This is a genomic window from Lysinibacillus sp. KCTC 33748 (assembly GCF_002237755.1).
Lineage (GTDB): Bacteria > Bacillota > Bacilli > Bacillales_A > Planococcaceae > Lysinibacillus.
In genome coordinates, this window is record NZ_MWSJ01000020.1 from 81,733 (window position 1) to 95,689 (window position 13,957).

The 13,957-nt window shown below is 35.6% G+C and carries 10 protein-coding genes and 1 pseudogene; 4 read left to right on the forward strand and 7 right to left on the reverse strand.

Annotated features, from left to right (window positions below; genetic code table 11):
• Positions 1 to 60 precede the first annotated feature (60 nt).
• Positions 61 to 699, reverse strand: a complete 639-nt coding sequence (locus B1B04_RS19570; protein WP_079563054.1) for a YfbR-like 5'-deoxynucleotidase — start codon at positions 697 to 699, stop codon at positions 61 to 63.
• A 246-nt stretch (positions 700 to 945) separates the two neighbouring features.
• On the opposite strand from B1B04_RS19570, the gene B1B04_RS19575 reads away from it, so the two are divergent.
• Positions 946 to 1,386: a hypothetical protein gene (locus tag B1B04_RS19575; protein ID WP_079563055.1), complete on the forward strand. Its 441-nt coding sequence runs from the start codon at positions 946 to 948 to the stop codon at positions 1,384 to 1,386.
• 434 nt (positions 1,387 to 1,820) lie between these two features.
• On the opposite strand, the gene B1B04_RS19585 is transcribed toward B1B04_RS19575, so the two are convergent.
• The 6 genes and pseudogenes from B1B04_RS19585 to B1B04_RS19610 form a co-directional block, all read right to left on the reverse strand.
• Positions 1,821 to 3,665 (reverse strand): FtsX-like permease family protein, encoded by a 1,845-nt coding sequence (locus B1B04_RS19585; protein ID WP_079563057.1) that lies wholly within the window; start codon positions 3,663 to 3,665, stop codon positions 1,821 to 1,823.
• Positions 3,655 to 4,416 carry an ABC transporter ATP-binding protein gene (locus tag B1B04_RS19590; RefSeq protein WP_079563058.1) on the reverse strand — a complete coding sequence of 254 codons (762 nt, stop codon included), beginning with the start codon at positions 4,414 to 4,416 and terminating at the stop codon, positions 3,655 to 3,657. Before B1B04_RS19590 ends, B1B04_RS19585 begins: the two co-directional genes overlap by 11 nt.
• Before the next feature lie 114 nt (positions 4,417 to 4,530).
• Positions 4,531 to 5,511 (reverse strand): sensor histidine kinase, encoded by a 981-nt coding sequence (locus B1B04_RS19595; RefSeq protein ID WP_079563059.1) that lies wholly within the window; start codon positions 5,509 to 5,511, stop codon positions 4,531 to 4,533.
• Positions 5,508 to 6,197 (reverse strand): annotated as a pseudogene (locus tag B1B04_RS19600) (response regulator). Before B1B04_RS19600 ends, B1B04_RS19595 begins: the two are co-directional and overlap by 4 nt.
• 240 nt (positions 6,198 to 6,437) lie before the next feature.
• Entirely contained in the window at positions 6,438 to 9,479 is a 3,042-nt protein-coding gene (locus tag B1B04_RS19605; protein ID WP_079563060.1) for an ATP-binding protein, read from the reverse strand.
• 374 nt (positions 9,480 to 9,853) lie between these two features.
• Positions 9,854 to 10,981, reverse strand: coding sequence for a response regulator (locus B1B04_RS19610; protein WP_079563061.1), 1,128 nt, complete (start codon positions 10,979 to 10,981; stop codon positions 9,854 to 9,856).
• A 475-nt stretch (positions 10,982 to 11,456) separates the two neighbouring features.
• Here B1B04_RS19610 and B1B04_RS19615 point away from each other — a divergent pair, with 475 nt between their 5' ends.
• The 3 genes from B1B04_RS19615 (at position 11,457) to B1B04_RS19625 (ending at position 13,471) form a co-directional block, all read left to right on the forward strand.
• The gene (locus B1B04_RS19615) at positions 11,457 to 12,263 is read left to right on the forward strand and encodes a 3D domain-containing protein (protein WP_079563062.1); all 807 of its coding nucleotides are present in this window, start codon (positions 11,457 to 11,459) and stop codon (positions 12,261 to 12,263) included.
• Between the two features lie 150 nt (positions 12,264 to 12,413).
• Positions 12,414 to 12,965 carry a superoxide dismutase family protein gene (locus tag B1B04_RS19620; protein WP_079563063.1) on the forward strand — a complete coding sequence of 184 codons (552 nt, stop codon included), beginning with the start codon at positions 12,414 to 12,416 and terminating at the stop codon, positions 12,963 to 12,965.
• A gap of 227 nt (positions 12,966 to 13,192) precedes the next feature.
• Entirely contained in the window at positions 13,193 to 13,471 is a 279-nt protein-coding gene (locus B1B04_RS19625; protein ID WP_240518348.1) for a hypothetical protein, read from the forward strand.
• Positions 13,472 to 13,957 lie beyond the last annotated feature (486 nt).

Here is a 13,957-nt window from a genome sequence, read left to right on the forward strand (position 1 = left end):
AGGAAATAAAAAAAGCCTTCCGCGAGTTCATTCGTTCGGAAAACTTGTACATGCACCTATTTAATTTGATGTTAATACTTCATTTGTCAAAGCTTGAATATCAATATGTGTTTTTTCTTTCACAGCATCCTTCAGAATCTCGGTACGGAAATAGTGAACCGACGCTTCAAGAGGAATAGTTAAAATCTTGGAAAGGGCAGATTGATACATATGCACAAATTCTTTATCTGTGTTTCCGCGCTTTAACTCAGCAAAGGCTTCATAAAATTGGTCAAGCTTATCAGCAAACTCAAGTAGGCGACCTTCGATAGTTTTATCCTTACCTTCTTTCATACGCTCGAAGAAGATAGCCTGAAACTCTTGTGGGATCTCATCAATAATAAATTTCTCCATCATTTTTTCTTCCACATGTGCAAGCATTTTTTTAAGCTCTGGGCTCGCATGCTTTACTGGAGTTTTAATATCACCGATAAATACTTCAGCAAAGTCGTGATTGATGGTTTTTTCATATAATGATTTCCAATTAATTGTAGCTCCATTCATTTCCTCGAGTGTGGCAAAAAACATCGCATACTGTGACACCTTCCAAGAGTGGGCAGCCACATTGTGCTCTTCAAATTTGAAGCGTCCAGGGCATCGAATAATACGCTCTAAATCGTTTAGACTTGTAAAAAATTGATGAATACCTATAAAAATCACTCCTTTTTGTTCTATATGTGCATGTTACTATAATCCATACCCTCTTTGTGCAAATTTCAAACAATTTTACAATGATTCAATTTGCGTTTACAAAGGATTCACAATTGGCGATAAAGCTCGCTTGTGTTGAATGCTATAATGAGGGGGAAATGAATCAATTATGCGTCGGCATAATTGCGTCCGGAATCGGCTTTGTGCTAGCACAAGGAAATCCTTTTCGATTCCGTGAAAAGGGGAGTACGCAACATGATTTCAATTTATACAATTCTTCTTTACATACATATTTTAAGTGCTGTTCTTTCGATTGGGCCTTTGTTCGTTGTTCTAACAATTGTTAAGAAAATGCGTACAGCGTCTCATGTTGAAATGTCACCTTACATTGAGGCGTTTAAAGGAGCAATTACGATCGTCAAGCATTCGGGGCATGTTCTTGTTGCATCCGGTATTTTATTAATGTGGCATGCCGGCTATCATTGGAGTACCTCGTGGATTGTTCTTACATTCCTCGTGATGTTTGCCTCTATTGTTTTTTTAGCAAGAGCGTTCAAACCAACATTACAGACATTCAACACACCTGCCTATGACCAGCAAAAATTTGCTGCACTGCTACATCGCAAAGCATGGATGTACATTTTGTTATTGCTAATCATGTTATGGCTAATGGTAGCAAAACCTGTGCTTTGGTAAAGGATAAAAAATGCACCTAAGTTTTTTTAATGTTGCTGCCGCTACGTTTCACTGCGCTTTCGCACAAAAAAGATCTATTGGCTGAAGTTTCGTTTATCCCTATAATTAGAGTGATATACCAAAGGATACATGCTATGTGATGTGGTTGACGGAGTGGAGACTGAGCGACTCCTTGGGGATTAGCAATAGAGGAACGAAGGCTAAGAACATCACATCCTGTGATAACGCCTTCGTGACCAACCTCGTGTTGGCCCGAGACCCTGGAGCGAGCAACGCGAGTGAAGCGGCTCATCGGACGCCCCCAGGAAAGCGCTCAGTCGAAACGGAAATCACCCCCTCGTTTTGCAGAAGATCCATCCTTTATTTCATTGACCCAAATAGGTTTTCAACAATATGAAAAATTCGCACCCTGAGAGGAGTGCGAATTTTTTTCATTAATCGCTAAGCAAGCGTTTGAAATAGCTTTTGCGAATGAATAAATAACTAATGAAGAACAATGCAAAGAAGCATAAAGAGCTCATCATAGAGACTTGTAAAAATGCTGTGGAAACCATTGTTCGCATGGCAAATAATGTAGCAAATAACATCGTAATAGCTATCGCGAATGGTACAAATATAAGGATGGCTAGCTCTTTAGAAACAACTGTGAATAACTCTTTTTTAGATAGCCCAAGTTTCCGTATACCTTCATACTTTTCTTTTTCTTGAAGAAGTGTCGTTTGTAAATAAAAGTAGAGTATACTCATTGCCGCACTTAAGAAAATCAAACTCAACATAGAGCCGATAAAAAACATAACACTTTTTGTAAACATCTCCGTGTCGTACAGGTCGATTTTTGAAGTTACATAACGTTCCTCATGTATATGTGGGAAATCCTCAATAATCTTTTTCGCCAGCTCTGTATGTGCCGTCCAATTGACTAGCTCAAATAAGTAGGCTTTGTAGACAGGATATTCGATACTGTTATAAACATCATCAGGTACAATGAAATACGTTTGTTGGAAACCTGTTGTTAATAGATTTTTTTCATTTACAGATACAAGCTTAAAATGCTTTAGATATTTGTCATCATTTACATCAGTAATTGGTAATGCTTTACGATTACCAGCAACTGCTATAACTTCATTTGCACCTATGCTAACCTTTTCGTTGTGTAACAAGTTATAATCAGAAATTGACATGTAGCCTATACGAAGTTCTTCATTTGATTTAAATTCAATAAAATATTTTTGTGAATCCACTGCGGATAATTGTTTTTCAAGATTTTCAATATCAGCTTCTACCTTACTTGGGTCAGCCTTAGGAGGGGCAATATACTGAAAGCTGTATGGATAATTTGCCTCACTATCCTTTTCAACATTATAGTAAGAGCTAAACAAAATACTTGTACTTAAAAAGACACCGCTTAATAAGAGAGTGATTAAAAAGAGCATATTTGCGTGCGATTTCATTTTCGCATTAAGATTGGAAGCCAGTAGCATATTCGTTCGTTTCATATAAGCTGAGGATCTCTCAAAAGCCTTTAGCAAGAAGAGCATTCCTTGTGAGATGATTAGATAAATTGTAGAAAGAATACTCACAAAAAACACCGTGTAGTATAGAATGCCGAGGCTATCTACAATGTCAGGATTGATTTTTGATAAATAAGCTAGAGTGGCAGTAATAATAAGACTAATGACTAATAAAAGATAATGTGGTTTTATCGATTTTTCAATAACAGCATCACTTTTTAATAATTGAATGGACGCTTCTTTATTAATAAATCTTGTCATTATTTTTGAAATCACGACGAATAATACAAGGAATAAACCAATAGTTAAACCAATCGCTTTAATAGGCATATACATACCGAAAGTTTCTGCCTTTAAAACAACCTTGGCACCCATTAAGAAGAGAGGGGCAATGACAAGACCAAGAATAATGGCTGTAATAATCGCCATGATACCGATTAGTATATTTTCACGAAAGACTAACGTACGAATTTGTTTCATCGATGCACCAGTAATCATAAAAATACCTAGTGTTTTTGTTTTTTTCTTTAAAAAGGCCATTATTGAGTACGCAATGAAAAGAAATGAAAATAAATAAACGAGTATACTCGCCAACATTAATGAAATACCAAGTGATGAGTTTGAATCTACACTATTAAGACTTGGATGAAAAGCGATGACTGCAAATAGAAAGAAAATAATGATAGAGAACATACTACTGAGGAAATACGAAACATAGGTCCATTTATCACGTAAAATGTTTTGAACAACGATATGATTAAAGCTCATGCTGTCCACCACCTAAAAAAGCAAGTGTGTCCATGATTTCCTGGTAAAATTGTTTGCGATTATGACCACGATGAATTTCGTTATATAATTTACCATCTTTAATAAATATAATTCGACTGGCGAAGCTTGCTACATAAGGATCATGTGTCACCATTAAAATAGAAGTTTTCAGTTCAGTATGAATCGAACTAAATAAGTGCATGACATCGTTTACTGCTTTTGAATCGAGATTCCCTGTAGGCTCATCTGCCAACAATAAACTTGGCTTATGAATAACCGCACGAGCAATAGCTACACGTTGTTTTTGCCCGCCAGAAATTTCATAAATTCGCTTTGGCAGAAGCTCTTCAATTCCAAGAAATTGAGATACATGTTGAAGTCGTTGCTGCATTTTATCGGCAGGTAAGCTATCTAATGTTAACGGTAATAAAATATTTTCTTTCACCGTTAACGTGTGGACAAGATTAAAATCTTGAAAGACAAAGCCTAATTCTGAACGACGGAACTTTGCAAGTTCTTCATCATCTAAAGAATAAGGATTTCTATTATTGATAAGAATTTCACCAGCGGTAGGACGATCGATTGTTGACACGCTATTTAAAAATGTAGTTTTTCCACTTCCTGAAGGCCCCATAACGGCTACGAATTCATTCTCACCAAGCTGAAAATCTATGCCATTCAACGCCTTGTATGTGATTTCCCCGATATATTCTTTCTGCAAATTGGTCACTTGTAGAATCGAGCTTCCCATTTTTGAACAACTCCCTTACTTCGATTGAATAGCTTAAGTATAAAGAAGGAGCGGCATTTTACCTATTTGGCTAAATGACGTCAATATGACAATGTTGTCATATTGGGCGTATAATCATGTTTTTTTTACGCTATTTGAAAAATCTATGGAAAAGGTCGTGACTTCCTCATGGGATTGTAAAGTAAAAGGGTGCTCTAATATAGTTAAAATTTTTTTCACTAAATACAAGCCTATACCTGTTGCTTCACCGCTCATTCTACCTTTCATGCCTGTATAAAATAAATCAAAGACACGTGAAATTTCACTCTCCGGAATTGTTTCTCCACAGTTTTGAATGCGTAAAGTAGCTTCGTCGTAAATGATTTGAATAGAGCTCTCAGACTCAGCATATTTAATGGCATTATTGATGATTTGATAAAGCACAATCTTTAACCATTTACGATCTGAATAAATAATTGTATGTTCATCAATCGTCACTTTTGGAAAAATTTCTTTGGCGATGAAATAATCCTTTAAATCATTAACAACTTCCTTCGTAAGCTCCTTTAATGAAAGTGCTTCTATTTTTAAATCAGCCACTAGATTGGACGTGCGTTCATAAGTTAGTAGCTGATTCAAGGTAAACGTCAGCTTATCACATTCCTGATTAATTGTTTGTAAGTACTCTGATTGGTTAGTTGCATTAGATTGGATCATCAGCTGAATAACCGACAATGGTGTTTTCATTTGATGGGCAAAATGTGAAAGTACAAGCTGTTTTTCTTTCCCTTGCTCCTCTAGATATTGCTGCTGTGTTAAGTATAGATATTGCATTTGTCGTAGTTTTTGGCTATAGGCTTGCTCCATTGTAGCCTGTGGTTCATGCAGATAGAGGTCATCGCCTGATAATGTGCTCTTCTGTAAATGAGTATAGAGCTTTCTTCTTCGAAAATAACGTCCAATCAACCAAACGATAAATAGGAAGCTCACGAGAAATATGAAGTAAAGATAGTGCGAAGCTAAATCATCCAGGGAATGAATAATCCAAGGTAATAATAGAAAGCTTACACAATAAAGAATAATTACACTTACATGATCTCGAAAGAAGAGCTTCATTCTTCTGCCTCCACTAATTGATAGCCAAGTCCGCGAATTGTTTTAATTTCTAGTCTAGATTGGATTGCCTCGAATTTTTTGCGTAATCGGCCAATATTAACTGATAAAGTGTTTTCCTCAACGAATGATTCATCATCCCAAATAGCACTTAACAATTTTTGACGAGGAACAACATTAGGATAAGCTTCAAATAGTAATGTGCTAAGCTGCATCTCTTTTAATGTTAGTAGGCTCTCATGCTTTTCGGTGTAAAGACGAACTGTATTAGCATTTAATGTTGTATTTGCGATGGAAATCGAATTAGAATCAGAGGAAGCATATTCTCCATATGTACGACGAATAAGACCATTCACCTTTGCCATAAGCACATCTAGTGAGAAGGGCTTCGTAATAAAATCATCCGCACCATTTTCAATACCATATACTTGATCGATATCATTAACACGAGCAGATACAATAATAATAGGGCAGTTGGATAACTGGCGGATTTTGCGCTACCAAAAGTACCCATCATAGGTTGGTAAGTTAATGTCCATAACAACGAGATGGGGTTGAATTGCTTGGAATTCTTCTACTATTTGATTAAATTGTTGAACGGTATAGCATTCAAATTGATATTTTGATAAATGCTCCTCAATGGTTTTTGAAATATTGATATCGTCCTCTATTATGTAAATTTTGTACATAGTATCGACCTTTCTTTTTTTGCTCATCACCGAAAGTTGGGAATAACATTTGTTTAAAACGTATGTCATGGAAATCAACCCCATGTTACGCTGAGTAGCCTTCTTCTTATTTATATATTTTTAATGTACCCTGATTTTAAATAATCCATTAATATTCTCTATTGAGTAAAGTAATTGTAACTTGAAATGATAAAAAAGAGCCACCACAAACCCAATTGGGAATGTGATGACCTCTTTTATTTATTTTTTTGGAATGTGGAAGGTGATAGTTGTTCCTTCATTTAACGTGCTATTAATTCGTAACCTCTGTCCGTAAATCCTTTTAAGTCGTAAATCTGTATTACGTAGCCCAACACCAGAACTTGGCGAATAGCTACCGGATTGTAGTTCATCTAATAGATTTGAATCAATCCCAACCCCATTATCTATAACACTTACTGCAACATGATTCGGACAATCCTTTATACGAATACAAACTGTACCGCCTTCTTCCTGTTTTAATACACCATGAACAACTGCATTTTCCACTAAAGTTTGTAAGGAGATAGGCGGGATTTCAATATTTATATTGTCATCAATATCCCATTCGATATTTAGTAAGTCTCCAAAACGCTGCTGACTAATATAGAGATATGACCGTACTAGCTCTAACTCATCCTTAAGTGATACTACTCGCTGTAAATTCCGCACATCGAAGCTGGCATGTAGATATTCACCAAAATGATGCATTAAGTCAATCATTCGGTCTGTATCGATCGTACTAAGTGATGCAATTGAGTTTAATGTATTAAATAAAAAATGAGGTTGTATTTGGGCCTGAAGCCAAGCTGTTTCTAAATGTAGTCGTTGATTGATACTATATTTTAAATCGATTAGGGCTCTACTCCTTACCTTTAACTCTAAAGAATTAATGGGCTTTGTCACATAGTCATTTGCACTATGGGCGAAACAAGTATAAACATCCTCGGAACAATTTCGAGCCGTTAATATTAAGACAGGTAATTCAAGCAATGAGTAATGCTCTCGAATAATTTCAGTTAATGCATAGCCTGATATATAAGGTAACATCGCATCAATAATGACTAGATCCCAATCTTCTTGCTGTAGCAATTCTAATGCCTGCTCACTGCTAGTAACTGTAGTAACAGCATATTCCGAAGTTGCAAATAAGCTACGCATAATTGTTAAGTTAATAGGATCATCGTCAATCATTAAAATGTTGAATTGCTTTTCCGTTATAGATGATGAATTTTTTTCTTCAACAAGAAGATGCGTGTCCTCTTCCTCGATATAGGATTGCTCCTCATTAACGTTTTCATCTGCTAATGGTAAGGTGAAAAAGACATCCGATCCTTTGTTAGGAATAGAGTGTATTTGTAAAGTTCCTCCATGTAATTCGATCAGCCTCTTTGAAATTAATAATCCAAGGCCGATTCCATCATTATTATCATTTCCTTGTTCGTAGGGGGAAAATAGACGACTTTGGATATCATCATCCATTCCTAGCCCGGTATCACGAATATGGATAACAGCCATATTATTTTCGATTTGGGCGCTGATTTTTATAGATCCTGCACTCGTATATTTAATAGCATTGTGTAGGAGATTAAAAAGAATTTGAATCAATCGATTTTCATCGGCCACCACATTAGGGAATGCCCTAGGAATTGTTGAACTCATTTGAATCTGTTTACCGATTGTTATAAAACGTAACAAATCAAAAACGCCATAAACTGTACCTTGAATGCTGACGTTCTGTTTATGGAGATGCAAGTTACCTTCTTTTAAACGAGTAAAGTCTAATATGTCATTTAATGAAAATGACATGCTTCTCCCGATATCAATAAGATGTTTTAGGTTTTGTTTATCATCATCCATAAGCTTATTGTTTGGATTATCGTAAATGGATTGCCCTAACGTAATCATTTTATTCATAGGATCCCATAGTTTTTGTGAGCTACTGGATAAAAATTCATCCTTCAAAGCATCGTCTTTTTGTAATTTAGCAATCAATTGATTAATCTGCTCTTTATTTTCAAAAAAACGTTTAAACCAATAACCTGAAAAACCAAGCATGATAAACAAATAATCGAATGGATACATTGGTATATCATAAAAATAGTTGGATTTGATATATGCCCATATGATGCCGTTTAATGTTCCGAGAGCCGTCAATGCTATAAATGCAGTACTCTGTTTTTGATTTTCAAGATACTCTCTTAAAGCGAGTACTACTACAGATAAAAATGAAATGACATACAGTATAAAGTAAAAAGAATTTATTGAGTATAACCAATTAACTGGTAAGACGATAGTGAAAAATGCTGAAAGGGCGTAGAAAGCGAAGAGCCACTGAAAGCATTTAGCATGATGATATTTGACTAGTAAAACACGCATAAATTGAACAAAGAAAAAAGAAGCCCCGAGATAAATGATAGTAGATAGTTTGAATGACCATACATAATTGAGATGTAACCAATCGAGCATAGATTGATCGTATGAAATTAACTCATCTGCTAAAAGTAAAAGAAAACCTATTGTGAACAGTAAAACAATTGGTCTTGGATAAATAAATAAAAACACAAGGCTGCTAAAAAGTGCGAATAATAGTAGTGTTATTGAGATTGTAGCAAGGGATAAATCATTTATAATTTGGCGATTTTCCATAGCTACAGCAGAGCCAAATAAAATTCTTTTATTAATGGTAAGACTTTCTGATGTATCGAAATTAGATACGTGTAAAATTAAGTCAATTTCAGGCTGCTCATTTGTAAAGTAAAGCGTATAAGGAGTAGCTTGGCCTTGATGACTTTGTGAATCGGTAGCTACTTTTCCAGACTGTTCAACCAACTTCCCATTAAGATATAATGCTGAAGCAGTTGACACGGAAGGAATCTCAACGGCATAACGATTATCTTTGGGGGCAGTGTCATTGAGTAAGATTTTTAAACGGTATGAACCGTATCGTTCTGCAGTTGCCTCAGAATCTCGCGTGGGAATCACCCGGGTAGCTTGTTCAAACGATTGGAGAGATTTGTTATGAGCAGTGTTTAACGGATCTATTAATAATCCGGGATAGTAGAGCCATTCTCCATCTAAGTTAAGAACTTCTTCATCGGATAACTGCTGATCCCGTAGATCAAATACACCTTCCTTGGCAATCGTTTGTTCACTGGAAGGGAAAAAATAGGCAAGCCATAGTATACGAAGTGTAGTAAGAACTATAAAAATTAAAATGATGAAAAGCGAATGTCGTATTGTCGCTTTTTTTAACAGTGACATAAGAACCTCCGAAATTTACTTTATGTATTAAAAGGCCTATATTCACCATGCCATGAAATTTAGAAAATGGGAATAAAAAATTTATAAAAAAGATACTTTCAGACTAATCAGAAAGAGTTGATTTTCGCTTCGGGCTACTCACTTTCACACGAGAATAGCGTGAAATCTTAGCTCCTGCCTATTGTATGTGTCAATTATATTTTTGGGTGAATTAGTTTTCATTAAGGGGTGTGACGAATGATTTCAAGGGGAGAGATAATATAGTGTAGGTAAATTCAAGTTAAAGCCTCTGGACACATTCATGCAGAGTCATATTGATAATACCTGTTCGCCAATAAGATTAGGCATCGAGGGTATCTTCTCGATGCCTAGAATTATTCAACAGATATAGCGTTAAACAGCTCAGTTGTTTCTTGCTTTGGTAAAATACCGAGATCCGACATCAAGATACTTTTAAAGGTGTTGTAAACCTTTACTGCACCTGCTCGATGATCAACTTCTATATAGTGCCTCATTAGCTGTTGGATGGTTTTATCGGAATAGGGGGTATGTTCTACTGTTAAAAGTAATATATGCTCTCGTTTTTCCGCATCATCAATTGATGTATAGTGCTCTAATAAATCATGAAGTAAAAGAGTAAATTTGTTGTTCATAAAACTTGCTTTACCAGTAATCCAGGGATAATCTAATGAGGACATAAATTCGCCTTGGTAATTTTGTACGAGCGCCTCAGCTCTCCCTACATCAATCTTACCAGTCTCCGTTTTATCATTTAAAATATGCTCCAAGTTATGGGCATCACATTGAAAATCCTCTAATTGCAAAACATAGCAGCCGTTTGCATACTGTATGACTTCTGAATAACCTAATGCTGAAAGCGTGGTGCGTAGATAGGAAACTGTTGTATGTAACTGTACTCGTGCCTTTTTACATTCCGTGTCTGCCCATAAAGCTTCGATGATTGTATCGCGAGGAACATGACTATTAAGATTGGAAAGAAGAAAGGCAAATAATTCTTTTGTTTTAAGCGTTCTCCAATGGACTGCTTTGTCATTATGTAAAACAACGAATCCTCCAAAGCATTGGATCGTAAGTGCGGGTTTATTTCGTACTTCTATAGGATTCGGTTTATTTTCTAGGTGAAGGAGTTCTTGGATTCTATTAATAGTTGTCTCTAGACGAGCTTTTGAAATAGGCTTTAATAAATAGTCAAGGGAGTGAATTTCAAATGCTTGTACTGCATAGTCTCGATACGCAGTGACAAATACGATATAAATATTTTTGTTCCATTCTTTTAAAAGCTGTGCAATCTCTAAACCGTTCATGCCAGGCATTTCAATATCTAAAAATGCCACTTGGAAATCCAAGCTTGGCCCTATTGCAAGCAGATCTTTTACAGTCGTAAAAGATCTAACGACCTCTATTGAATTAAATTCCTTTAACTTTTTCTCCATGTTTATAAGCGCTAATGGCTCATCATCCATTACTATCGCTCGAATCAAAAAGGCCACCAACTTTCTAATGTTTATTAACCTGATATCAATTATACCTCAGCGAAGTAGGTTAAATTAAAATATCAATGACTGACCCTTTTTACGGATGTATGGTCTCTTGCTGCTGCAGTATTAGATTGACTACATTTTGCATAACACCCATTTGTACAGTATGTTGTAGCTCCATCATCTGAGAAGACATTATTGAATTAATTTTTACCCTCCATTCCTCCTTATTATCGGATGAAAATACTTATTTTCCAACATATAAAGATTGCAAATAGAGTTCTAATATTTCCTCCATAAAATTTTTTATTTACCAAAAATATATTTGCACTTGTATATTTTTCCGCATTTTTAGCAATAATTCGTAATATCAGGTCTGTTGTCCTGAATGATTGCTTGTATTCTCTAGCATTAAGAGCCTAAATCTAGTGTGCTAGCAGAAGACTGCGAAATAATAAAATGTGGAGGTTACAAAAATATGAAAAAACAAGCTTTAGCTTTAGCGGTAACATTAACCTTGGGATTAAGTTTATTTGCCAGTCCATCATCTGCAAAGGACAAACTCACTTTTATGCCATTCGATGCATTTTGGGGAATCTCGAAAATTTACAATTTAACTTTAGAAGATTATGAGCCAATGATCGACTCAGAAGCAAGATGGTTTTATCCAGAGCAAAATTTAAATATAGCCGAAAAGAAAAATGATAATTCGCCGAAAGACCAACACTTTGTTGAGGCCGGAGATACTTTATTTACAATTGCACGTGAAAATGATGTGTCAGTGGAAGAATTACAGGAATGGAATAACCTTGCATCTGCTGATCTAATTTTTGTAGGTGAATCATTGGCTATCAATGCTTCGGCAGCAAAACCTAAAACGTCCGAAAGCAAACCTAAAACGGTAGCAACGACATCAAGTAAAAAGCAAGCGACAGCTTCAAGTAATAAAGTTGCAACAGCTAGTACAAAATCTGTGAGTGCTCCGACAACTACGGGAAAAACGTTCACAATGCGAGCAACAGCCTATACCGCGTATTGCGAAGGATGTTCGGGAATTACAGCGAATGGAACAGATATAAGATCGAATCCAAACTTAAAGGTAATTGCTGTAGATCCACGAGTAATTCCTCTTGGGACAAGGGTTTGGGTTGAAGGTTATGGTGAAGCAATTGCAGCAGATACTGGTGGAGCGATAAAAGGTAATAAAATTGATGTATTTATTCCTACCGAGGGACAAGCTCGTCAGTGGGGCGTCAAAAATGTAATTGTAAAAATTTTAAATTAATGTATTTGAGAGGGTGTCTCCTTGAACTGAAGATACCCTTTTTATATTGTTTAAAGTTTACTACTCCTTAATCAATGATTTGCAAAATTCCCATTGAACTTGCATAAGTGGAAGGATTGTTGGAAACCATCAAAAAGAGGAGGGATTTTTATGAAAAAAATGAGCTTAATAATAATTTCTTTATTAGTATTTGTCGGTGGTTGTAGTTTCTTTGAAAAGAAGGAGCAAAAAGTGGCAGTTAACGCAAATTCAGGACTAACTGCAACCGCGAAAGTAATTGGTAAAAATAATGAAAGTTATGGCAATGCATATTTTGAGGAAGAGGATAATGGGGTTAAGATGACACTCGCACTATCAGGATTGTCAGCAGGAACACATGGCATTCATATTCATTCCGTTGGGAAGTGTGAGCCACCAACATTTGAATCAGCAGGTCCTCATTTTAATCCAACGAGTAAAGAGCATGGGAAGGATAACCCTAAGGGATATCATTTAGGAGATCTTCCAAATTTAGAAGTTGGAGAAGATGGTAAAGTGGATTTAAACTTTTTGGCTGAAGGGCTAACATTAGAAAAAAATGCTGCTAACTCATTGTTACGAGATGGGGGCACGACATTAATCATTCATGAATCAGAGGATGATTATAAAACAGATCCTTCAGGTAATTCTGGTGCTAGAATTGCTTGTGGCATTATTCAATAAGGACAATAAATCGACTGTATCTAAAGAAAATCACTTTAGATACAGTTTTTTGTTTTAAGGGTAAAAATCGATGAAACTTTTAGTTCATCACCATAACGTGAGGTTGATTTTTGTTCCGGCTGGGCACTTTCTTACCTCTAGTCAAGTGATCTTAGATAAATTTTATGCGAAGAATTGAATTTGTTTAGGTGGGAGGGGTACCCCTTCCAATCTCACCTGTGTTGTTAATGATAGAGACAACTATACCTCAAATTATATGGGGAGTATTCACAGCTACAGGAATGGTAGCTATAGGTGCGGGAGTAATCGGATACTGGTATCGCAAAATGCTTTGGTTTGAACGCATTATTGCGATTGCAGCTGGTTTACTTCTTATCTATTCAGAAAAGTTTTCAGATTGGGCAGGTTTAGCCATCTTTATTGCGATGTTTGTTATTCAGTATGTAACACAGCATAAAGGTAACGGTGATGACAATCAAAATGGTAAAACGAGTGTTACAGCTTAAGTAAAAAAGGGACGGGCTTCGGCCTGAATGAAAAAATAAGAATTTATCATTTTATAAGCATTTCTAAAACATGCTAATGTTAGTATGTTTTTTCTAATAAACCAAAAATTTAAAACTAAAAAGTAAATGTTTTTTTTGAATTATGAGCATTCCTTGCAAGTTTATATATTGCGATAAAAGAAAGTGATCGCTCATAGTAAGCTACGGGAACGAGTAAGTTTTTTTCCTTTGGCAGTTAAAAAATGAGTGGAATAGAAGCACTTACATAACTTAGCGAGAAATTTCAAGGAAAGTCATTATCAAAATATGTTCAAAAGCAAGCAAAAGTTGATTTGTATATTTTGGTTATGATTGCTAGTGTTAACAACTATAGGGAAATAACAAATGTTATTCAGGTAGCTACCCTTTGTTATTTTTTAATTATAGTGAAAGGAGATTTCTGAATGAAAAAAGTAAGTCTGCTTTTAATGATCATTCTTTTAGTTC